The following is a 20,250-nucleotide window of genomic DNA, read 5'->3' on the forward strand; positions in this document are numbered from 1 at the left end:
GATCGGCTGACCGCAGGGACCGTGCCGTTCCGGGATGGAATTTCCTGACCGGGCTACCCAGAGCCAGCCACCCTGACTACAGGTCCGTCGTCCGGAACCGCCAGCTGCCGAACCCGATCGCGGCGACGATCCAGCCTGCGAGCACGAGGAGTGCGAACGCCGGTTCCTGATAGAACGCCGTCTCCGGCGGCGGACTGATGAACGTCCCGCTGCTGAGGTCGGGAAACAGTCCGGAGAGCACGTACGTGTAGGCGGCGATCGGGTTCAGCGCCGCGACGACTGCGACCCATTCCGGGGAGCGTTCGGGGAACGAAAAGCCGTGACGGACGTAGAGGGCGGTCCGGGGGAGCGACGACCAGAGATCGAAGTAGAACCCGATGAACACCCCGAACGCGGCGGCCGTCGCCCGCGTTGAGGTTCGGACGACCGCCGAGAGTGCGGTCGCGAGGGCGGTAAACGTCACGCCGAGAAGCGCGAGCAACGCGGCGACGCCGACGACTCTGACGGGATCGACCGAGACGCCGAGGACCAGCGCGACCGGAATCGCGACGAGCAACGACGCGACCACCGCGGTACAGATGACGACGCTTCGACTCAGAAACGTCCCGAGAACGATCGCGTCGCGATCGAATGGCAATCCGAGGGTGACTTTGAGCGCGCCGCTCGTTCGCTTTTCGACGATCGCGGCGGCAAAAAAGCCGAGCGCGAGCAGTGGCGTCAGCATCCCGAACAGCGCCACGAGCGGCGAGACGAGGGCGACCTCGCTGCCAGAGGCCGCGGCCGATCGGCCGGCGGCGTAGGTGACGAGCACCGAGAGGAGGATGTAGATGCCGACCAGCAGGTGGAACTGGCGCTCGCGAACGGTATCGCGCACGTCCTCGCGGACGAACAGCGCGAGGCCGGCGGGGAGGCTCACTGGGCGACACCTCGGGTGTAGGTCTCGAACAGTTCCTCGAGCGAGGTCTCGCTCGTGGTCACGTTCGTCACCCCGACGCCGGAGCTGTGAAACGCCGCGATCGTCGGCGCTTTCGCGGCGTCGGTACAGGTGACGATGACGGTCGTCCCGTCCGTCTTCACGCCCGAGACCCCGTCGATCGATCGAACGTCCGCGAGCGCGTCACCGGGAGCAGCCGCGAGTTCGATCGTCACGGTCGCCGATCCGCCGGTGGACTCGCGCAGGGCGTCGATCGTGTCGACCGCGACGAGTTCCCCGCCGTCGAGGATGCCGACCCGATCGCAGACCGCCTCGACCTGTTCCATGATGTGACTCGAGAAGAAGACCGTCGCGCCGCGATCGTTCTCTTCGCGGACGATCCGGCGCATCTCGCGGGCACCATTGGGATCGAGTCCGGTCGACGGTTCGTCGAGCACGAGCAACTCGGGATCACCGACGAGCGCCGTCGCGAGCATGAGCCGCTGGGCCATTCCCTTCGAGTACTGTGCGGCGGGATAGTCTCCGACGCCGCCGAGACCGACTCGCTCGAGGAGGGCGTCCGGGTCGTCGTCGGCGTCTTTCGCGTCGATTGCGAATTGGACGTGTTCCCGGGCCGTCCGCTCACCGATCGGGCCGTAGCCGTCCGGAAGGATGCCGACGCGTTCGCGAACGGCGGTGCTTTCGGCCGCGACGTCGCGGTCGAGGACGCGAACCGAGCCGTCGGTCGGGGTGGCGTAGTTCAGGAGGATGTCGATCGTCGTCGACTTTCCGGCCCCGTTCGGGCCCAGAAAGCCGAATATCTCGCCGGAGCGAACGGTGAGGTCGAGGTCGTGGAGGGCGGTGACCGACCGGCCGCGGAGGAGGCCGGCGCGCTCGTAGCGCTTGGTCACGCCGCGGAGAGCAATTGCGGCCATACGCCGGCGTCTCGCCAACAACACATTATTCTTTTGACCTGTTCGCCGCAGAGAAATCGGCCAGTAGCGCGGCGCGACCGGACGGTCAGGCGTTCAGCCGCCAGAGTTCGAAATTGAGCAGCGCCGCGAACGTCACCCAGAGGAGATACGGGACGAGCAGCGCCGCGGCGCGTCGATCGACCCGGCGAAACGCCCCGATCGTCGCCACGATCAGCCCCCAGAGGACGACGATGATGCCGAGACCGAGGCCGAGTTCGCCAAGCCCGAAGAACGCGGGCGTCCACGCGACGTTGAACGCCATCTGGAGGGCGAACAACCCGATCGCGAGGCGACGACCCGTCGCGTCGCTGCGCCAGACGAGCCACAGCGCGAGACCGAGGAGCGTAAACAGCAGCGTCCAGACGATCGGGAACGCGATCTCCGGCGGGTAGAACCACGGCTTCTCGAGGCTGCGAAACCAGGGTGTGTCGGGCGAGGAGACGAACGCGGGGAGCGCCCCGAGCAGGTTGATTCCGAGGACGAACGCGGCGGCTCGGGCGAGTTCGTCGAGGTCGGGCAGGTGCCACGTGGAGCGATCGAAAACGCCAGTCATAGGCTGTCGTACGCCCCGGACGGGAAAAGAATTGGTGCCAGCGGACTACGGAATTTGGGCCGAGAGTGGACACGAGACGGTCGCCGCGAGTGTCTCGGTGCGTTCGCTCTCCCGTCAGTCGCAAAAGTCGATATTGAGAGCATCGGTGACGCCCGGGACATCGAAATCCGAATCGGAGACGACGAGTCGATCACCGAGTTCCAGTGCGGTGCCCGCGATGAACGCGTCGCGAGCAGCGAGTGGCGACCCGCGTTTCCGGAGTTCGTCCTGCAGTTCGGCTGCGGCGCGCGCACCACCCGCCGTCTCGTCGACGATGGTCAGCCACTCGAGTGCCTCGTCGACGGCGGCTAAATTCGTGGGCCCGGACTTGAACACTTCGCCCTGATAGATTTCGAACAGTACCAGCGGCGGCGCAACCGCGCGTTCGTCGAGGTGATCGTCGACATAGGCGATCGACGCGTCCACGCCATCGAGGTAGTCGATCAGAACGCTACTGTCGTAGACGGTCACTGTTCCCCGACGCCCCGTTTCATCTCCGCCCGCTTCGCTCGGGCTTTCGCTGCTGCGTCGGTCCCCTCCCAGACTCCGGCACCTTCTCGAACCGTCTCGCGTCGTTCCCTGAGGAGACGCGACAGCAGTTCGTCGAACGTCTCGTCGTCGCCTTTCAGCGCCGCGAGCGCCGCGTGGGTGTCTTCATCCACTCGTATACTCTTGCTCATAACTAGTCGTATACAGGTGCGTATACAAGATCGTTTCCCCGCGGCTATAGCGGCGATGCTGCCGTGTAGTAGCTACGCTGAACGAACGGAACCGCGCCGAGCGATCGGAGTCGACGCGAGCGAACCGGCTCGATCGACGATCGGTTTCACTTTCACCGCGGTACGAGAACGCTTATTCGGCGCGCTCTCGAACCCCGTGCCAATGGCGACGACGGACGAGGACGGGAGCCAGCCCTCGATCGAGCATCCGCTGTTGGAACCCAACTTCCTCGAGCGACGGCTCTATCAGCTCCAGTTGGCCGGAACGGCCGCGAACCACCACACGCTCGTCTGTCTGCCCACTGGACTCGGGAAGACGACCGTGAGCCTGCTCGTGACGGCCCGGCGACTCGACGAGGTCGGCGGGAAATCGCTGATGCTCGCGCCGACGAAACCCCTCGTCCAGCAACACGCGGAGTTTTACCGGGAGGCCCTCCGGGTGCCGGACGAGGAAATCGTCGTCTTTACCGGCGACGTCAGCCCCGACGATCGAGCCGAACTGTGGGAGGGGGCGACGATCGTGATGGCGACCCCGCAGGTGATCGAGAACGACCTCGTCGGGAGCCGACTCTCACTTGCCGACGTCACCCACATCACGTTCGACGAGTGCCACCGCGCGACGGGCGACTACGCCTACAACTACATCGCCGAGCGCTACCACGCCGACGCCAGCGACCCGCTTGTGACTGGGATGTCGGCCTCTCCCGGCGGCGACGAGGAGGCGATTCTCGAAGTCTGTGAGAACCTCGGGTTACAGGAGGTCGAAGTGATGACCGAAGAGGACGCTGACGTGGCGGAGTTCACCCACGACACCGAGGTCGAGTGGGAGCGGATCGACCTGCCCGAGGAAGTCCTCGAGATTCGGGACGCGCTGAACGAGGTTATCACAAGCCGCCTCGAGAAACTCAAAGAACTCGGCGTGGCGAACTCGACCCAGCCCGACCAGTCACAGACGGACCTGAACAAGATGCGGGCGGAACTCCAGCAACTGATCAACAACGACCAGTCGGAGGGGTTCAAAGGAATGTCCGTCCACGCGGAGGTGATGAAGCTCCGCCAGGCCGTCACGTTGGTCGAGACCCAGAGCGTTGAAGCCCTGCGCCGGTACTTCGATCGCCAGCGCAACCAGGCCCGCTCCTCGGGCGCGTCCAAAGCGAGCCAGCGGATGGTTTCCGACCCCCGCGTTCGCGACGCGATGCGCAAATCCGAGCGCTTCGATCAACTCCACCCGAAGTACCGAAAGACCAGAATGCTGCTCGCCGAGACGCTGGGTCTCGACGGCGGCGAGCGCGTCATCATCTTCACCGAATCGCGCGACACGGCCGAAGCGCTGACGGACTTCCTCTCCGAGAGCTTCGAGGCGAAGCGGTTCGTCGGCCAGGGCGATCGCGACGGCTCCGACGGGATGACCCAGACCCAACAACAGGAGGTCTTAGACGAGTTCCGATCGGGCGAGTTCGAGGTGCTCGTCTCGACCTCGGTCGCAGAGGAAGGCCTTGACGTGCCGGAGGTCGATCTCGTGCTCTTTTACGAACCCGTCCCGACCGCGATCCGCTCCATCCAGCGCAAGGGCCGGACGGGCCGCCAGACGGAGGGGCGCGTCGTCGTGTTGATGGCGGAGGACACCCGCGACGAGGCCTACTTCTGGATCTCCCGGCGACGCGAAAAGGAGATGGAGAACGAACTCCGCGAGTTGAAAGGCGTCGCCGACGAGATCGCGGACGAACTCGACGCCGCCCAGCAATCTCTCGCCGCCTTCGATACCGAAGCGAAAGTGAACGGGAACGACGCAAAACCGCACGACGGAAGCGGGACTTCCAGCGGAAACAAGGGGGTTTCGAATCGACCGGGACTGCAAGAATTCGCTGACGGTGACTCGGAATCGAGAGACGACGGCGACGAATCCGACGCCACGGGCGAAGGCGTCGACAGTGAACCGCCAGCAGACGAGTCCGATACCACGGACGAGGGCATCGAGACGCACGCCCCCCACGCCGAGGGCGACGCGATCGCGATCGTCGCCGACCAGCGCGAGATGGACGCGAACATCGCCCGCGACCTCTCGCGCCGGGAGGAGATCGAGGTAACCCTCGAGACGCTCGACGTTGGCGACTACGTCTGCTCGGATCGCGTCGTCGTCGAGCGAAAGTCGGTCGCGGACTTCGTCGACTCGCTGGTCGGCGGCGATCGATCGCTGTTCGAGCAAGTCGGCGCGATGGCGCGCCACTACTCGCGACCGATCGTGGTCGTCGAAGGCGACGGCCTCTACGAACAGCGAGACATTCACCCGAACGCGGTCAGAGGGGCGCTGTCGAGTCTCGCGGTCGATTTCGGCGCGAGCGTCCTCCGCACCGAGAGCGAGGCGGACACCACCGAACTGCTCGCGGTGATCGCGGGCCGCGAACAGGAGACCGCCGACCGGGAGGTGTCGGTCCACGGCGAGAAGCAATCGAAAACGCTCGCGGAACAACAGGAATACGTCGTCTCCTCGATCGCCGAGATCGGTCCCGTCACCGCGCGATCGCTGCTCGCGGAGTTTGGCACCGTCGAAGCGGTGATGATCGCGACCGAAGACGAACTGCAGGACGCCGACGGCGTCGGGCAGGTGACCGCGGAGCGCATCCGCGAGATCATCGGCAGCGAGTACACCGGATAGCGCCCCGGAAGATCGGGACGGCCGGAACCCTGAATTATCGTCGCCGCCAACGACCACCCGTTAGATGGCCGCGGATATTCCAGACGAAGCCCCGATCGTGCTCTTCGACGGCGTCTGTAACCTCTGTACCGGATTCGTGCAGTTTCTCGTTCCCCGCGATCCGGAGGGCCGGTTCCGCTTCGCGTCGCTGCAGTCCGACGTCGGCGAGGCGCTGCTGGCCGACCACGGCCTCGACGATCACGACCTCGACTCGATCGTCCTGATCGAGGGCGACGACGTCTACGTGAAGTCCTCGGCGGTGATCCGAATCGGGACGCTTCTGGGCGGCATCTACACCCTCGCGCGTCCGTTCGAGTACCTCCCGCGTCGGCTTCGAGACTGGGGATACGACGTGGTCGCGGCCAACCGCTACCGCCTGTTCGGCAAGAAGGATCAGTGTATGATGCCGACCGAGGACATACAGACGCGGTTTTTGGACTGAGTGGTGCTTCGACTCTCGATTTGTAAATATCCCCATCCGTACAATGGCATATATGGCAGTGTGCTGATATCAACGGTGTGCTGATAGTAACGGTGTGCTGATAGTAACGGTGTGCAAGACTTAGAGGATAAATCTATTCTGGCGAGCCTGTTCTACCGTAGTTCGTGCTATCTTTATGTGTCCGCGTATCCTTCATTATAGTTGGTGTAGGAAATGACGTACCTGCTTGGAAAAGCCTCTGTGGAGGACTTTGACGCGTGGAAATCGGCGTTCGACCGGTTTGAGTCCTTCCGGACTGACCACGGACAACAGGGATATCAGGTCTATCAAGATGTGGACAATCCAGATGAGGTCGTCGTCCTTTTCGAATGGGCAGACGACAAAGACCCCCGTGCGTTCTTCGCATCCGAGGAGATGCGTGAGCGATTGGCAGAGGCAGGCGTGAAGGGGCGCCCCGAAACGACCGAGCTCACGTTTATCGATCAGAAGTCAACTCAGCACCCGTCTGCCTAAAGCCACAGACGGATGCATCTGCCCCTCTTGTTCGCAGAGAGCATCACCGACCATTTAGTATTCCCAACCGGTGAAGGTCTCTCCATGAACGATTTGCGCGTTGTATCTCGCACGCACCAAGAACGCTAGTTGACAGCAGACAGTTATATTTGAGGACCTGAGATTCACAAGTCCACGATTGACGAACCACTGATACGGATTCGTGTCATCAATTACCGACGATCGGCCAGACGGTTCGCCGATCGTCGGTAACTACGGACACGAATCCGTATGAGACGAATTGCTGTACCTGTTTGGCGGAGCCACAAGATAGTTCGCAATCGCCCGGTACCGACGTACGATAGCCCGTACGTAACGGTGTGGCGAGAAGCCCTTCGGGGAGAACGCTACCGAAGGACGTCGAGCGTCTCGCTCGCCTCACGAGCGGCTTCGAGGCATTCTTTGGCGTACCGCGGGTCGTCGGTTTCGGCCGCTTCGGCTGCGAACTTCTCGAGGGCGGCGACGAGCGAGTCGTGTGCCGTCTCGAGGTCTCCCTGTGGCGATCTGGTCGTCGAAGTCGAGGCGTTCGTCGATGCCGAACCGTTCGTCGATCGGGATCGGCGAGTCGAAGGGACCGTCTCACCGTCCCGGTTCGATCGATCACGTCGATCGGCGGCGGGGCGAGCCGAGGGCTCAGTTCGATCCGACGCCGGTTCACTTGCCACCGACTCGACCGCACCGTCGTCGACCGTCGGAGTTCCGGTCTCGATTTCGTCCCCAGTTCGTGTTTCGGACTCGATTTCGTTCCCGGGCTCGGTTTCAGTCTCAGTTCCGGTTTCGGACTCGGTCTCGGCCCCGGTATCCGCGGATTCCTCGGCCGGCTGAGCCGCCAGGTCCGTCCCCTCGACGGCGTCGGGGTTGCCGTGACAGCTCGGACAGAACGTCGTCCCGTCCTGCTGGAACAGCGGGTCGCCACAGGTGCCACAGTGGGTGTTGGTCATGGTTGCACCCTTGAGCAGGAGGTCGCTCATCCGCTGGGTGGCCTTCCGTTCGGCCTTGTCGCGCTCGTACTTCTCGCGAAGTTTCTCGCGCTCGGCTTCCTTGTCGAAGTCGCTCATATCAGCCTAGAGACGCCGGACCGTCGAAAAAGCTGCGAAGTGCACAGTACGCCGCGACCGTAGGGGGCGATCGCTACCGATCGACGCCGCCGTCCGTTCCGTCACTCTCGACGGTCGAGGGCGTTTTCGACGGCGTCGACCGCGGATTCGGGCGTTTCGACCGCCTCCACGCCGGGGACGTCGTGCGTACCGAGGCCGACGATCGGTCGATCGTAGATCCCCGCAAACCCGACCTCCGTGAGCGTTCCGTGGCCACCGGCCAGGGCAATGACCGCGTCGCCGTTCATCGGAACGAGCGCGTTGCGCGCGTGGCCGAGACCGGTCGCGATCGCAGTGTCGACGTACTCGTTGGCTGCGTCGGGATCCTCGCCGGGGAGGATGCCGATCGTCGTCCCGCCTTCGCGTTTGGCACCGCGACAGACGGCCTGCATCGTCCCGCCGCGGCCACCACAGACGACCGTGTAACCGCGGGTTCCGAGTTCGCGGCCGAGAGCAGTCGCGACGTCGATCGCGCCGTGTTCGTTCGATCCGCTGCCGATGACGCTAACGCGGTAGGTCATACCTCGGTGAGAGGTACGAATCCGTATTATCGATTCGGTCGCTCCGACGGGTGTAGAGTCGAATCAGAATCATCGATCGACCCGCCAGCCCGACCCGTCGATCGGGCGGAGTGTTTCGACGATCGACGTATTATATGTCGTCAGATTCAGGCGAGCGTGGCGAATCCGACGGATTTAACGCCCGGCACGGTACAGATTCACGTGGTATGACGAAAGTTAGCGTAGTCGGCGCGGCTGGAACGGTCGGAGCCGCTGCGGGCTACAACATCGCGCTTCGGGATATCGCGGACGAACTGGTCTTCGTCGACATTCCGGACCAGGAAGAGACGACGATCGGGCAAGCCGCCGACGCCAACCACGGCGCAGCCTACGACTCGAACACGACGGTTCGGCAGGGCGACTACGCCGACACGGAGGGGTCGGACGTCGTCGTCATCACGGCGGGCATCCCGCGCCAGCCCGGCCAGACCCGGATCGACCTCGCGGGCGACAACGCCCCGATCATGGAGGACATCGGCTCCTCGCTCGCGGAGTACAACGACGACTTCATCACCGTCACCACGTCGAACCCGGTCGACCTGCTCAACCGCCACCTCTACGAGACCGGCGATCGGGCACGGGAGAAGGTAATCGGCTTCGGCGGGCGACTCGACTCCGCTCGCTTCCGATACGTGATTTCCCAGCGCTTTGACGCCCCCGTCCGGAACGTCGAGGCGACGATCCTCGGCGAGCACGGCGACGCACAGGTCCCCGTCTTCTCGAAGGTTCGCGTGAACGGGCGAGACCTCGCGTTCTCCGACGACGAGAAGGAGGAACTCCTCGAGGAACTGCAGACCTCCGCGATGAACGTCATCGAAAAGAAGGGCGCGACGGAGTGGGGCCCGGCGACCGGAGTCGGCCACATGGTCGAGGCAATTCTCCGGGACACCGGCGAAGTGCTGCCCGCGAGCGTCAAACTCGATGGCGAGTTCGGACAGGAAGATACCGCGTTCGGCGTACCCGTGAAGCTCGGCTCGAGCGGCGTCGAGGAAATCGTCGAGTGGGACGTAACCGAGTTCGAGCGCAACCAGCTTGGCGAGGCCGCCGAGAAGCTCTCGGACCAGTACGACAAGATCGCGTAGGAACCGCTCCCCACCCCGATCGCGATCAGGGAATGACTTGTTCCCCGTCGTCGTCGTAGACCGTAATGGCGTCGACCGGGCAGGTTCGGGCGGCGAACTTCGCGTCGAGTTCGGCGTCTTCGGGAATCTCGCGGACGAAGACGCCGTCTTCGACCTCCTCGCTGTCGTTGAGAACCGCCTTTCCCTTCGATTTGTCCTTCTCGAACTCGCTCCACTCGGCGACGCACTGGAACATACCGATACACGTTTCTTCGTCGTATTCGATCTTCATGCGGGTCGATTGGGTCGATCGGCCTATATCGTTAGCGGTCGCTGGGGCAATCGGTAGCGGTCGCCGGGATCTTCGAGACCGTTGTGGACCACCCGTGCCCGTCACGGAACCCACCGGTCACGAAGCGTGAGCTACCGGCAATAACAACAGTCGGTACAATCCCGCAGACAGATTATACGGGACCCGATCGTACTTTCAGGTATCATGGAAGACGATCTCGAACAGCTCTCCGCGCTGTCGGACACCCTGGCAGAGCGATCGGCCGACGACCTCTTCCAGTTGCTCGCAACGCGGGAGAGACGAGTTACGCTGGCACATCTCTCCGACCATCCGGACGCGACCGTCGACGAACTCGCGACGGTACTCGCCGGCCGGGCCGCCGTCGACGAGGAGAAAATCAGCGACGAAGCCGACTACGAGGACGCGTACATTCGGCTGTTTCACTCGGTACTGCCGCGATTCGAGGATCACGGACTCCTCGAGTTCGATACCGACCAGCGGGCTGTCCGGAACGCCGAGGTTCCAGACACCATCCGGGCCGCACTCGGGATCGAACGATGACGGTCGCCAGCTTTCAGGACGCGCTGAACCGCGTCGGGGAGCGAGAAAAGCACCTCGAGATATATACGTCCGACACGGACGTTGTGGCCGAACTCGACGAACAGTTCACCACGAAGAACGTGACCGTCGCCCACCGGCCAACGGCAGCGTTCGAAGGCGGATTTGTCACCATCCGCGACGCCGACGACACCTTCCAGGGTGCCCTCGGTCTCGACCAGTTCGAGGCTGTTCTCTCGCCCGACGTCCACCCGCCGTGGACGATCGACGACCGCGACATCGACCCGAGAACGCTGTTCGACTTCCTCGAGAATACGTTGTTCGCCTCCTACGATCGCCGCCAGATGCTCGCAGCGTCGAGAGAGATCGAAGACCGGGCCTGGCGCGTCGGCGACGGCCGGCTATACGCCGGTTTCCAGCGAGCGGCGGCGCTGACCGCACAGCGCGAGGTCTACGAAGCTCTCGGCGCTCGCGGGGAGTTGACCGTCGCGGTGTTCGTCGACGACGAGTGGATCGATGCGATCGACGACGTGACCGTCGTTGCCGACGACGATGTACCCGCTGTTGACGACGGTGAGATTCAACGGTTCTGGTTCGTCGCATTCGACGGCGGGGGTCGCGACCACCAGAAGTGCGCGCTGGTCGCGCGCGAGCGCAACCGAGGTCGGTATTACGGCTTCTGGACGTACGATCCGAACCTCGTCGACGGCCTGTTCGACTATCTCGAGACGACGTACGACAGCCTCCCTGCGTAGCCGGCGTCGATCGAGTCTCGTTCTCCGAACCGGAGGAACCCTTTTGCGTCGCCTCGTCTAACCGTCGCGAACAGAATGGTCGCAGTGATGTTCGCCATACTAGTGGGGATCGCGATCCTCACCTGTCTATTTATGGCATGGGTGCTGGGGGCGAACAGTAACTCGCCGCCGTTCGCGCCGGCGATCGGGGCTAACGCGATCTCGACGATGCGGGCGGCGTTCGTCATTGGCCTACTCGCGGCTGCGGGCGCACTCATGCAGGGCGGGAGCATCTCCGAGACCGTCGGCGCGGACCTCATCGACGGCGTCGCGATCACGCCGCTCGCAGCCATCGCCGGCTTGCTGACCGCAGCGATATTCATGGCGATCGGGATCTACACCCGGTACCCGATTCCCGCGGCCTTCGCGACCACGGGCGCGATGGTGGGGGCCGGACTGTCTCTCGGCGGCGACCCCGCGATGGCCACCTACCAGCGGCTCGGCATCTTCTGGCTGCTGGTTCCGATCATGTCCGGCGGACTGGCCTACACCACCGCCGTCATCCTGCGGCGCGACGACGTTCCGGAAGCGGTCGGCGTCCCGCTGCTCGCGGGCATCGTCGGGGCGATCGTCGCAAATATCCGACTCGGAGTCATTCCGGACCCGGTTGCCGACCAGGGAACCCTCGCGAGGTTCGTCGCCCGGCAGTTCGGCGGCGGTGGCCCCGAACTGGCCGCCGGAATCGGTCTCGGAACGGTCGTCGTGACGATCGTCGTCGGGGTGCTCTCTTTCGTCTGGATCCGCAAGCGCGTTCTCGTCTCCGTCGATCGAGGAATCAAGTCGTTCCTGCTCATCCTCGGCAGCATCGTCGCCTTCTCCTCGGGTGGGTCACAGGTCGGACTCGCGACGGGTCCCCTCGAGAACCTCTTCCGGATCGAACTCGGACTGCCGGGGATTGCGCTGCTCGCGATCGGCGCAACCGGGATCCTCGCCGGCGCGTGGATGGGAGCACCGCGACTCCTGCAGGCGACTTCGCGGGAGTACGCCCAGCTGGGCGTCCGGCGGTCGATCGCGGCGCTGGTCCCCGGCTTCATCATCGCCCAGTTGGCGATCGCGCTCGGCATTCCGATCTCGCTCAACAACATCATCCTCTCGGGGGTCATCGGCGGCGGGCTGGCTGCGGGGTCGGCTGGCGTCTCACGGCGCAAGATCGGGTTCACGGTCACCTTCTGGTTGCTAACGCTCGGGAGTTCGGTCGTCGTCGCCTACGGACTCTATCAGGTACTCGCGTTCGCGATCGGGGGCTGAGCCGGGTCGATAGCGCTGACTGGTTCGAGCACGGTACGGGCAGTCACTCCGCCGGCGAGGCGAGATAGCTCCCGACAACGGCAACGATACCGACGAAGACGCCGAGTAACCCGACGGGCGGCGAGACGAAGGCGAGCGCCCCGCCGAAGATCAGCGCGCCGACGCCGACGCGCCAGACGATCGACTTCGGGTTGTAGCCACACTCGGAACACTCCTCGACGTCACGCGGGATCTCGGCCTCGCAGCGGCGACAGAAGGAGACCGGTTTCATGGGTCGATCGAACGGTCACTCGAGTACCGTCACCGGGCGCGGCGTCCGTTCGACGACCGTCGTTGCGATGCTCCGGCCGAGAAACCGCCGCACGAACCCCGTCGATCCGGTATCGTGACCGTAGAGGACGACGTGATCGACGTGCTGCTCGGTTGCATACTGCGGAACGATCGTTCCGGGTCGGCCCTCCGCAGTCTCGATCCGAACCCGCTCCCTCACTCCCGAACCGTCGATCGACGATCGCAGCCGGGCGGCCCGATCGCGTACCTCTTCGGTTCGCTCTTCGTCGCGTTCGAGGACGCCGCCCTCGCTCAGTGGCGCGTCCAGTGGCGTGACGACGGCGAGCAGAGTTACCTCGGCGTCGGGGAACGTCTCTAGTGCGTATTCGAGCGCCTCGTCCTCTCCAGGGGTGCCGAGCATGGGGACGAGGACTCGATCGGGACCGGTCATAGAACGCCGTTCGGTCGCCACGCCCATCGGTCTATCGCCAAATCGGTCAATCACCAACCGTTTCCACAGTCGTCCTGCACGCTGGCCGAAGAGACGACAGTTTAAACCGCGGGACGCGCCAACTGCGAGTAATGAATATCGAGGAGCTGTCGGGGCTCCCGCCCGGTGCCGTCGACCACTTCGAGCGCGAGGGCATCGAGGAGCTCTACCCGCCACAGGCCGAGGCGGTCGAGGCCGGCGCGACCGAGGGCGAGAACCTCGTCGCGGCCGTCCCCACCGCAAGCGGGAAGACGATGATCGCCGCCCTCGCAATGTTGTCGGCGGTCCAACGTGGGGGGAAAGCGCTCTACATCGTGCCTCTGCGAGCGCTCGCCAGCGAAAAACGCGAGGAGTTCGCCGCGTACGAACGCTTCGGCGTCACGGTCGGCGTCACGACGGGCAACTACGAGAGCACGGACGAGTGGCTCGCCACGAAGGACATCATCGTCGCGACCAGCGAGAAGGTCGACTCGCTCGTCCGCAACGGGGCCGACTGGCTGTCGGACCTCACCTGTGTCGTCAGCGACGAAGTTCACCTCATCGACGACGCCAACCGCGGCCCGACGCTCGAGGTCACCCTCGCGAAGCTCCGACAGCTCAATCCAGCCCTGCAGGTCGTCGCGCTCTCGGCGACCGTCGGCAACGCCGACGAAATCGCTGACTGGCTCGACGCCGCGCTCGTCGACACCGACTGGCGACCGATCGATCTCCGGATGGGCGTCCATTACGGCAACGCACTCAACTTCGACGACGGCTCGACGCGCGAAGTTCCGGTCGAGGGCAGCGAGAAGCAGGAGGCCGCGCTCGTCCGCGACATCCTCCAGGAAGGAGGCTCCTCGCTCGTGTTCGTCAACTCTCGGCGCAACGCGGAGGCGGCGGGCCGGCGTCTCGGCCAGGTCGCGAGCCGCGAACTCACGGACGAGGAGCGATCGGAACTGGCCGACATCGCGACGGAAATCCGGGACGACAGCGACACCGAGACCAGCGAGGACCTCGCGGAGTGCGTCGAGCGCGGCTCTGCCTTTCACCACGCCGGCCTCTCGGCAACCCAGCGCAGCATCGTCGAGGACGCCTTCCGCGATCGGCTCCTGAAGGTGATCTCGGCAACGCCGACGCTCGCGGCCGGGGTGAACACCCCTGCCCGCCGGGTCGTCGTCCGCGACTGGCGGCGCTTCGACCCCACTGCGGGCGGGATGGCCCCCCTCGACGTGCTCGAGGTCCACCAGATGATGGGGCGGGCGGGCAGACCCGGTCTCGACCCCTACGGCGAAGCCGTGTTGCTCGCAAAGAGCCACGACGAGAGCGAGGAGCTGTTCGATCGCTACGTCTGGGCCGACCCCGAGGCGGTCCGATCGAAACTCGCCGCCGAACCAGCCCTGCGAACGCACGTGCTCGCGACGATCGCTTCCGGCTTCGCTCGAACTCGCGGGGGGCTGCTCGAGTTCCTCGAAGAGACCCTGTACGCGAGCCAGTCGACCGAAGCGGGGCGGCTCGAGCGGGTAACCGACGACGTGCTGAGCTACCTCGAACGAAACGATTTCGTCGAACGGGACGGTGGCGACGAGGACGGACAGTCAGCCGCCGACGGCTTCACCTCGGCAGCCGAAATCGCCAGCAGCGAATCCCGGGACGTCGAACTCGAGGCCACCAGCCTCGGCCACACCGTCTCCCGGCTCTACCTCGATCCCATGAGCGCCGCCGAGATCGTCCACGGGCTCGAACGGGCCGACGATCGGCCCACCGCGCTCGGACTCTACCAGCTCGTCTCGCGAACGCCGGATATGTACCAGCTCTACCTTCGATCGGGCGAGGACGAGACCTACGGCGAACTGTTCTACGAGCGCGAGGCCGAGTTGCTGGGCGACCCGCCGAGTGAGTTCGAAGACGATCGCTTCGAGGACTGGCTGTCGGCGCTCAAGACCGGAAAACTGCTCGAGGACTGGGCGGAGGAGGACGACGAGGACGCGATCACGGAGCGGTACAAGATCGGGCCGGGCGACCTCCGGGGAAAGGTCGATACGGCCGAGTGGCTGCTGGGCGCGGCCGAATCGCTCGCAGCCGAGATCGACAGCGAGTGGACCGTCGCCGTCCGGGAAGCGCGGGCCCGCGTCGAACACGGGGTGGGCGACGAACTGCTCGAACTCGTCTCGGTCGGCGGCGTCGGTCGCAAACGCGCCCGTCGGCTGTACGAGCGTGGAATCGAGGAGCCCGCGGACTTACGAACCGCCGACAAGGGCGTCGTCCTCGGCGCGCTGAAAGGCGAGAAGACCGCCGAGAGCATCCTCGAAAACGCTGGTCGCGAAGATCCGTCGATGGACGGCGTCGAACCGAGCGGGTCGGCGGCGGAACCGAGTACGGGTTCAGACCAGACCGACGGAAACAGCGAGACCGACGAACCGACGGACGCGGCCGCAGACGAGAGCCAAGCGAGCCTGGGTGATTTCTGATGGAACTACTCGAACGCCACCTCGCGATCGACGACATCGACAGCTTCGTCAGCGACCTCGGCGCGATCGGCGACCAGCACGGCACGACGATTCAGGCCTTCGACGCGCGCTACGTCGCCGACCGCGCCCACCTCGAACGGGCCGTCGAACTGGCCGACCGGGCGATCGCACGCGGCGAGAACATCGCCCGCGATCGGGCCGTCGAGATTCTGTTGTACGCCGCCGGCCGCCGCCAGATCGATCGAGCGCTCGAGATGGGGGTCGACGAGGGCGAAAGTGCGGCCGTGATACTCGTCGCCGCCGCGGATGGGGGCGGCGTTGACGCTGAGAGGGCGACCGTCGAATCGATCGACGCCCTCGACGCGGTCGTCGCCGTCGAACCCACGCTTTCGATCGATGAAACCGAACGGGCCGAAACGATCCGTGAGTTCTTCGAGATCACCGACGCCGAGTGCGAGGCGACCGACGCGTCGATCGGGGCGTTAGTCCGCGAACGAGTCGCATTGCTCGACGTCGAAAAGTAGGGTTCCTCCGCACCCGGCGAACGGAATCGGTCGGGAGGACGACGGTGCCCATCTGAGGAGTAGCGGACCTCACCACGGCTGCTGGACTGGTCACCGTCTCGGATCGCCGGGTCGCACACGGGTAATCCAACTGCGTATCGGGTCGCATACTTTTCACAGCGTCTGTGGACGGGTACCTATGACCACAGAGTGGGAGGTGTTGCTCCCGATGCGGATCGATCCGTCGGGCCCGGAGTCGATCGCGGATTTTGCACGGTGTACGAGCATGGACGAGTACGGCAGTTACGAGACCGCACTCGACGACATCGATCGGTACGACGCCGTCATCGTGCGGGTGGCACCGCTCGATGCCGACGTCATCGACCGGGCAGACCGATTGCAGGTCATCGCGAAGCACGGCAGCGGACTCGACAACGTAGACGTCGCAGCGGCGTCGCGGCGAGATATCGTCGTCTGTAACACGCCCGGCGCGAACGCACAGTCGGTCGCAGAACATTCGATCGCGTTGCTGTTCGGCGTTCGTCGAAACCTTCACACGGCGGACAGACACGTCCGGGCAGGCAACTGGGAGCGGGCCGCGTTCACCGGCGACGAACTCGCCGGAGACACGTTCGGCGTGTACGGGTTCGGAAACATCGGACGGAAGACGGCAGGTCTCGCCAGGGGACTGGGGATGGCCGTCATCGCGTTCGATCCGAAGAAACCGGACGACGCCTTCCCGGAGCGGGTCGAGCGAGTCGAGACGCTCGAGGAGCTGTTCGAGCGATCGAACGCGGTGAGCGTCCACGTCCCCCTGACCGATCGGACGCGCCACTCGATTTCGACCGCAGAGTTGGCAGCGTTTGGCGAAACCGGCGTCCTGATCAACACCTCGCGGGGGGCAGTCGTCGAGGAGACGGCACTCCACGAGGCCCTCAAGAGCGGAACCGTCGCCGGGGCCGGCCTCGACACCTTCGAGACGGAGCCACCGGGAGACGACCACCCGCTCTACGCACGGGACGAGGTGGTCCTGACGCCCCACGTCGGCGGCGTGACCGAGCAAGCGCTCGAACGGATGAGTCGGCAGGCGGCCGCGAACGTCCGCACGGTGTACGACGGCGGACTGCCGGACTCCACGAAAAACCGCGCCGATCTGAGCCGGGAGGTGGCCGGATGAGGTCCGAAAACGGGCTCCGCCGGGCGCTCGAAAACGGCGAGACGGTTTTCGGAGCGAGTGCGGAGACGTTCTCACCGACGGTGATCGAAACGTACGGTCGCCTCGGGCTGGATTACGTCTGGTTAGACTTCGAGCACGGGGGCCCAAGCCCGTACGACAGTACCGCCTTCGAAGAGTTTACCCGAGCAGCCGAAGCGGCCGACATCGAGTTGCTGGTTCGCCTCCCGGCTCCGGAGCCTCCCCTCGTCAGGAAGGTCCTTGACGCCGGCGTCCGGACGATTCTGCTCCCCCGAATCGAAACGGCGAGCGAACTCCGTCGGGGGGTCGAGGCGGCCTACTTCGGCTACGACGGCGACGTCGGCAACCGAGGCGTCGGCGTCGGCCGATCGGGCGAGTGGGCCGGCTACGTCGACAGCTTCGTCGCCGGCGAGGACGACGAAGTCCTCGTGGGGACGATGATCGAGAACGAGCGGGCGGTCGAGAACATCGAGGAGATCCTCGCCGTTCCGCAACTCGGCTTCGCGTTCGTCGGCCCGGCCGATCTCGAAATCTCGATGTCCGCCGGCGACCCCACGGCGAAGAATCACGACGCTGTGGCGGCCGCGATCGATCGAACGCTCGAAGCCTGTCTCGCGGCCGAGATCCCGATCGGTCGAATTCGAAACGATCCGGTCGGCGCGCGGGCGGCGATCGACGCCGGCTATCAGATCGTTCGGATCGGCGGGGACATCGGCTCGGTCCGCGAAACGCTCGGCGATCGACTCGACGAACTGGAACGGTAGCTGCTCCACGAACCGACAGCGGCACGAAAACGAGGGACTCGACGGTCCTCGATCCGATCGTCTTAGTCGTCGCCTGTCCCCTCGACGCGTCGCTCTCTGGCCGCCTGTAACCCCTCGCAGATCCCGCCCTGACTGGACATGTTGACCTGTGCAAGTCGCCCGCGCCGGTGGACGATTTCGAAGGCGTCGACGTCGATCGGCTCCCCCTCCGGCGTCCGGAACAGGACATCGTCGGGGTCCGAGACGACACCCGTCTGTCGTGCCTTTTCGAGGTAGCGATCGACCGGGGCTGTGGGAACCGAGACCACGATCGCGCGGTTCTGAACGTAGATCGACAGCCGTTCGGTTTCGGCTTCCCGGACGCGTTCGTCCGCCGTCTCGGTTCCGGAGGGTCGATCGGCGGCCGATCGCTCGAGGTCCGCCGAGGTGAGCGAAACGATCGTCTCGGGGTCCAGTCCGGCCTCGAGCAGCGCCTCGACGGCCTCGTACTGGCGTGCGACGCGGGCTTTTTCGTCGAGTTCCGTCCGGACGGCCGAGACGTCGCCGTCGGCGTCGGGGAACGCCTCCGCGAACGACTGGCCTCGATTCACGCCGCGGGTGATCTCCGCCTCGTGGAGATGCTCCTGCAGGACGATCCGCGCGTTCTCGACACTCGGCAACGCCTCGAGTTCGTCGCGGGCGTCGATCGCCATCATCCACGCGAAGGCGGGTGAGCACCACGCCGTCGGCAGGGTGAACCGGACGGTGACCCGGTCGCCGTCGATCTCGATCGAATCGATGTACTCGAGTTCGACGATCGAGCGATCGAGTTCGGGGTCGGTGACGCGATCGAGTCGATCGCGGACGGTCGCTCGGTCCGGGCCCTCGGTGCTGGTCGACTGAGACTCGGCAACCGGGGTACCGTCCTCGGGGTCGGAACGAGACATCAATCGTCCGCGGCCGCCGGTTCCTCACTCGCGTAGTGGTCACCGAGGCCGAACCGCTGGCTGATCTCGTCCTCTTCGAACGCCTCTCGCTTGGCGTCGATGTCAATGTCGTAGAGTTCGGCGGCGTTCTCGCCCATAACCTTCCGTTTCGTCTCGAGATCCCACTCGACGCCGTACTCCGCGCGGTGTTCCGGCGTGAGTTCTGCTTCCATGACCTCCTCGACGAGCCAGTCGGGGTTCCAGATCGCGTAATCCGAGCCGAACAGCACGCGATCCTCGCCGAGCCACCAGAGCAGTTCCGAGAGGATCTCGGAGAACTTACCCGGCCGGTTCTGGGCGAAGGGAGCGGCGACCGCGAGGCCGCCGTAGACGTTGGGCTCCTGGGCGGCGATCCAGCAGAAGTCGTCGAGTCGCGGCAGGCCGACGTGTTCGACGACGAAGTTGAGTTCGGGGAACGACGACGCGGCGTCGTCGACGTCTTTCACGTCGAAGGCGTCGCGGTTCAGCGGTCGAATCGTCGGCCCTTTGTGCGGATGGACGTTCTCGATACCGAGTTCCTGGCACTTCTCTAAGAACCGGAACGCCTCCTCGTCGTCGAGTCGCCATCCCTTCGACTCGCCGCGCCACTCGGCGGTGTAGAGCTTGACCCCCGAAATGTCGTACGTCTCGTGGAGTTCCTCGAGGTACTCGATGCCCTCGTCGCCGTCGCGCGGATCGAACGTCCCGTTGAGGACGAATCGCTCCGGATACTCGGTCGCCAGTTGGGCGTTCTGGTGAGTCGTGTTGAACCCCTCATCGTAGAAGTCGGTCAGGTACGTCGGCTGGAAGATGCCCATGTCGGCGGCCGCGTTAGCGAACATGTCATCGAGCATCCGATCGGTCCCGTAGTAGCGATACTCGTCGATGTCCCACTGTCGGTCTTCCGGCGTGAACGTCGTGTGATAGTCGTAAAAACACTGGATGAACTCCTCCCCGCCGTCGTGGGTGATGTTCTCCTCTCGCGCGTCCCAGAGGTGAACGTGCGCGTCGATCACGAACACGTCCTCGCCATGTTGGTGATACATTCCACTGTGGTATTCGATAACAGCACACATCATAGTTTTTCAGAGAAATCAGAGTGTCCATCCACGGTGAACTCCCCACAGGAACGTTCTCCCG

At 64.8% G+C, this 20,250-nt stretch carries 23 protein-coding genes; 11 read left to right on the forward strand and 12 right to left on the reverse strand.

Annotated features, from left to right (window positions below; genetic code table 11):
• Positions 1-76: 76 nt before the first annotated feature.
• The 5 genes from AC6I6L_RS07065 to AC6I6L_RS07085 form a co-directional block, all read right to left on the reverse strand.
• A complete protein-coding gene (locus tag AC6I6L_RS07065) occupies positions 77-916 on the reverse strand; it encodes an ABC transporter permease (RefSeq protein WP_497917033.1) in 840 nt (279 codons plus the stop codon).
• On the reverse strand, positions 913-1,848 hold the full coding sequence (locus AC6I6L_RS07070) for an ABC transporter ATP-binding protein (RefSeq protein WP_497917034.1): 936 nt from the start codon (positions 1,846-1,848) through the stop codon (positions 913-915). Before AC6I6L_RS07070 ends, AC6I6L_RS07065 begins: the two co-directional genes overlap by 4 nt.
• Positions 1,849-1,933: 85 nt before the next feature.
• Positions 1,934-2,440 (reverse strand): TspO/MBR family protein, encoded by a 507-nt coding sequence (locus tag AC6I6L_RS07075; protein WP_497917035.1) that lies wholly within the window; start codon positions 2,438-2,440, stop codon positions 1,934-1,936.
• A gap of 114 nt (positions 2,441-2,554) precedes the next feature.
• Positions 2,555-2,950 (reverse strand): PIN domain-containing protein, encoded by a 396-nt coding sequence (locus tag AC6I6L_RS07080; protein WP_497917036.1) that lies wholly within the window; start codon positions 2,948-2,950, stop codon positions 2,555-2,557.
• A complete protein-coding gene (locus tag AC6I6L_RS07085; protein ID WP_497917037.1) occupies positions 2,947-3,159 on the reverse strand; it encodes a DUF7557 family protein in 213 nt (70 codons plus the stop codon). Before AC6I6L_RS07085 ends, AC6I6L_RS07080 begins: the two co-directional genes overlap by 4 nt.
• 202 nt (positions 3,160-3,361) lie before the next feature.
• On the opposite strand from AC6I6L_RS07085, the gene AC6I6L_RS07090 reads away from it, so the two are divergent.
• From AC6I6L_RS07090 to AC6I6L_RS07100, 3 genes are all read left to right on the forward strand, one after another.
• Positions 3,362-5,854 (forward strand): DEAD/DEAH box helicase, encoded by a 2,493-nt coding sequence (locus AC6I6L_RS07090; protein WP_497917038.1) that lies wholly within the window; start codon positions 3,362-3,364, stop codon positions 5,852-5,854.
• A 64-nt stretch (positions 5,855-5,918) separates the two neighbouring features.
• Positions 5,919-6,335 carry a thiol-disulfide oxidoreductase DCC family protein gene (locus tag AC6I6L_RS07095; RefSeq protein WP_497917039.1) on the forward strand — a complete coding sequence of 139 codons (417 nt, stop codon included), beginning with the start codon at positions 5,919-5,921 and terminating at the stop codon, positions 6,333-6,335.
• A gap of 213 nt (positions 6,336-6,548) precedes the next feature.
• The gene (locus AC6I6L_RS07100; protein WP_497917040.1) at positions 6,549-6,848 is read left to right on the forward strand and encodes a putative quinol monooxygenase; all 300 of its coding nucleotides are present in this window, start codon (positions 6,549-6,551) and stop codon (positions 6,846-6,848) included.
• A gap of 386 nt (positions 6,849-7,234) precedes the next feature.
• On the opposite strand, the gene AC6I6L_RS07105 is transcribed toward AC6I6L_RS07100, so the two are convergent.
• Together AC6I6L_RS07105 and AC6I6L_RS07110 are read right to left on the reverse strand one after the other, a co-directional pair.
• The gene (locus AC6I6L_RS07105; protein WP_497917041.1) at positions 7,235-7,945 is read right to left on the reverse strand and encodes an Sjogren's syndrome/scleroderma autoantigen 1 family protein; all 711 of its coding nucleotides are present in this window, start codon (positions 7,943-7,945) and stop codon (positions 7,235-7,237) included.
• A 101-nt stretch (positions 7,946-8,046) separates the two neighbouring features.
• Positions 8,047-8,505: a TIGR00725 family protein gene (locus tag AC6I6L_RS07110; protein ID WP_497917042.1), complete on the reverse strand. Its 459-nt coding sequence runs from the start codon at positions 8,503-8,505 to the stop codon at positions 8,047-8,049.
• Positions 8,506-8,711: 206 nt separating this feature from the next.
• On the opposite strand from AC6I6L_RS07110, the gene mdh reads away from it, so the two are divergent.
• Complete coding sequence (mdh, locus tag AC6I6L_RS07115; RefSeq protein WP_497917043.1) at positions 8,712-9,626, forward strand: malate dehydrogenase; 915 nt, start codon at positions 8,712-8,714, stop codon at positions 9,624-9,626.
• Between the two features lie 25 nt (positions 9,627-9,651).
• Here mdh and AC6I6L_RS07120 read toward each other — a convergent pair whose 3' ends face one another.
• Positions 9,652-9,897 (reverse strand): ferredoxin, encoded by a 246-nt coding sequence (locus AC6I6L_RS07120; protein ID WP_497917044.1) that lies wholly within the window; start codon positions 9,895-9,897, stop codon positions 9,652-9,654.
• A 204-nt stretch (positions 9,898-10,101) separates the two neighbouring features.
• Between AC6I6L_RS07120 and AC6I6L_RS07125 the strand changes: the two genes are divergently transcribed.
• From AC6I6L_RS07125 to AC6I6L_RS07135, 3 genes are all read left to right on the forward strand, one after another.
• Positions 10,102-10,458 carry a DUF7344 domain-containing protein gene (locus tag AC6I6L_RS07125; RefSeq protein ID WP_497917045.1) on the forward strand — a complete coding sequence of 119 codons (357 nt, stop codon included), beginning with the start codon at positions 10,102-10,104 and terminating at the stop codon, positions 10,456-10,458.
• On the forward strand, positions 10,455-11,210 hold the full coding sequence (locus tag AC6I6L_RS07130; RefSeq protein ID WP_497917046.1) for a DICT sensory domain-containing protein: 756 nt from the start codon (positions 10,455-10,457) through the stop codon (positions 11,208-11,210). The genes AC6I6L_RS07125 and AC6I6L_RS07130 overlap by 4 nt, the downstream gene beginning before the upstream one ends.
• Positions 11,211-11,285: 75 nt before the next feature.
• Positions 11,286-12,497, forward strand: a complete 1,212-nt coding sequence (locus tag AC6I6L_RS07135) for an inorganic phosphate transporter (protein WP_497917047.1) — start codon at positions 11,286-11,288, stop codon at positions 12,495-12,497.
• 43 nt (positions 12,498-12,540) lie between these two features.
• Here the strand turns inward: AC6I6L_RS07135 and AC6I6L_RS07140 are convergent, their stop codons facing one another.
• Entirely contained in the window at positions 12,541-12,768 is a 228-nt protein-coding gene (locus AC6I6L_RS07140) for a hypothetical protein (RefSeq protein WP_497917048.1), read from the reverse strand.
• A gap of 15 nt (positions 12,769-12,783) precedes the next feature.
• Positions 12,784-13,218, reverse strand: a complete 435-nt coding sequence (locus AC6I6L_RS07145) for a universal stress protein (protein WP_497917049.1) — start codon at positions 13,216-13,218, stop codon at positions 12,784-12,786.
• Positions 13,219-13,349: 131 nt separating this feature from the next.
• Here AC6I6L_RS07145 and AC6I6L_RS07150 point away from each other — a divergent pair, with 131 nt between their 5' ends.
• From AC6I6L_RS07150 to AC6I6L_RS07165, 4 genes are all read left to right on the forward strand, one after another.
• On the forward strand, positions 13,350-15,704 hold the full coding sequence (locus tag AC6I6L_RS07150; RefSeq protein WP_497917050.1) for an ATP-dependent DNA helicase: 2,355 nt from the start codon (positions 13,350-13,352) through the stop codon (positions 15,702-15,704).
• The gene (cgi121, locus tag AC6I6L_RS07155) at positions 15,704-16,228 is read left to right on the forward strand and encodes a KEOPS complex subunit Cgi121 (RefSeq protein ID WP_497917051.1); all 525 of its coding nucleotides are present in this window, start codon (positions 15,704-15,706) and stop codon (positions 16,226-16,228) included. The genes AC6I6L_RS07150 and cgi121 overlap by 1 nt, the downstream gene beginning before the upstream one ends.
• Positions 16,229-16,406: 178 nt before the next feature.
• Positions 16,407-17,384: a hydroxyacid dehydrogenase gene (locus AC6I6L_RS07160; RefSeq protein WP_497917052.1), complete on the forward strand. Its 978-nt coding sequence runs from the start codon at positions 16,407-16,409 to the stop codon at positions 17,382-17,384.
• Positions 17,381-18,166 (forward strand): HpcH/HpaI aldolase family protein, encoded by a 786-nt coding sequence (locus tag AC6I6L_RS07165; RefSeq protein ID WP_497917053.1) that lies wholly within the window; start codon positions 17,381-17,383, stop codon positions 18,164-18,166. The genes AC6I6L_RS07160 and AC6I6L_RS07165 overlap by 4 nt, the downstream gene beginning before the upstream one ends.
• 62 nt (positions 18,167-18,228) lie before the next feature.
• Here AC6I6L_RS07165 and AC6I6L_RS07170 read toward each other — a convergent pair whose 3' ends face one another.
• Both AC6I6L_RS07170 and AC6I6L_RS07175 read right to left on the reverse strand, forming a co-directional pair.
• Entirely contained in the window at positions 18,229-19,092 is an 864-nt protein-coding gene (locus AC6I6L_RS07170) for a metal-sulfur cluster assembly factor (RefSeq protein ID WP_497917054.1), read from the reverse strand.
• Entirely contained in the window at positions 19,092-20,156 is a 1,065-nt protein-coding gene (locus tag AC6I6L_RS07175; protein WP_497917055.1) for an amidohydrolase family protein, read from the reverse strand. Before AC6I6L_RS07175 ends, AC6I6L_RS07170 begins: the two co-directional genes overlap by 1 nt.
• Positions 20,157-20,250 lie beyond the last annotated feature (94 nt).

Source organism: Halosolutus sp. DAT137, from assembly GCF_059736405.1.

Coding starts and splice junctions, on each gene's coding strand:
- AC6I6L_RS07125 (WP_497917045.1), top strand. CDS start 10,102: ATGGAAGACGATCTCGAACAGCTCTCCGCGCTGTCGGACACCCTGGCA.
- AC6I6L_RS07175 (WP_497917055.1), bottom strand. CDS start 20,156: ATGTATCACCAACATGGCGAGGACGTGTTCGTGATCGACGCGCACGTT.
- mdh (WP_497917043.1), top strand. CDS start 8,712: ATGACGAAAGTTAGCGTAGTCGGCGCGGCTGGAACGGTCGGAGCCGCT.
- AC6I6L_RS07095 (WP_497917039.1), top strand. CDS start 5,919: ATGGCCGCGGATATTCCAGACGAAGCCCCGATCGTGCTCTTCGACGGC.
- AC6I6L_RS07150 (WP_497917050.1), top strand. CDS start 13,350: ATGAATATCGAGGAGCTGTCGGGGCTCCCGCCCGGTGCCGTCGACCAC.
- AC6I6L_RS07120 (WP_497917044.1), bottom strand. CDS start 9,897: ATGAAGATCGAATACGACGAAGAAACGTGTATCGGTATGTTCCAGTGC.
- AC6I6L_RS07160 (WP_497917052.1), top strand. CDS start 16,407: ATGACCACAGAGTGGGAGGTGTTGCTCCCGATGCGGATCGATCCGTCG.
- AC6I6L_RS07090 (WP_497917038.1), top strand. CDS start 3,362: ATGGCGACGACGGACGAGGACGGGAGCCAGCCCTCGATCGAGCATCCG.
- AC6I6L_RS07100 (WP_497917040.1), top strand. CDS start 6,549: ATGACGTACCTGCTTGGAAAAGCCTCTGTGGAGGACTTTGACGCGTGG.
- AC6I6L_RS07075 (WP_497917035.1), bottom strand. CDS start 2,440: ATGACTGGCGTTTTCGATCGCTCCACGTGGCACCTGCCCGACCTCGAC.
- AC6I6L_RS07130 (WP_497917046.1), top strand. CDS start 10,455: ATGACGGTCGCCAGCTTTCAGGACGCGCTGAACCGCGTCGGGGAGCGA.
- AC6I6L_RS07170 (WP_497917054.1), bottom strand. CDS start 19,092: ATGTCTCGTTCCGACCCCGAGGACGGTACCCCGGTTGCCGAGTCTCAG.
- AC6I6L_RS07105 (WP_497917041.1), bottom strand. CDS start 7,945: ATGAGCGACTTCGACAAGGAAGCCGAGCGCGAGAAACTTCGCGAGAAG.
- cgi121 (WP_497917051.1), top strand. CDS start 15,704: ATGGAACTACTCGAACGCCACCTCGCGATCGACGACATCGACAGCTTC.
- AC6I6L_RS07140 (WP_497917048.1), bottom strand. CDS start 12,768: ATGAAACCGGTCTCCTTCTGTCGCCGCTGCGAGGCCGAGATCCCGCGT.
- AC6I6L_RS07165 (WP_497917053.1), top strand. CDS start 17,381: ATGAGGTCCGAAAACGGGCTCCGCCGGGCGCTCGAAAACGGCGAGACG.
- AC6I6L_RS07085 (WP_497917037.1), bottom strand. CDS start 3,159: ATGAGCAAGAGTATACGAGTGGATGAAGACACCCACGCGGCGCTCGCG.
- AC6I6L_RS07145 (WP_497917049.1), bottom strand. CDS start 13,218: ATGACCGGTCCCGATCGAGTCCTCGTCCCCATGCTCGGCACCCCTGGA.
- AC6I6L_RS07110 (WP_497917042.1), bottom strand. CDS start 8,505: ATGACCTACCGCGTTAGCGTCATCGGCAGCGGATCGAACGAACACGGC.
- AC6I6L_RS07070 (WP_497917034.1), bottom strand. CDS start 1,848: ATGGCCGCAATTGCTCTCCGCGGCGTGACCAAGCGCTACGAGCGCGCC.
- AC6I6L_RS07135 (WP_497917047.1), top strand. CDS start 11,286: ATGGTCGCAGTGATGTTCGCCATACTAGTGGGGATCGCGATCCTCACC.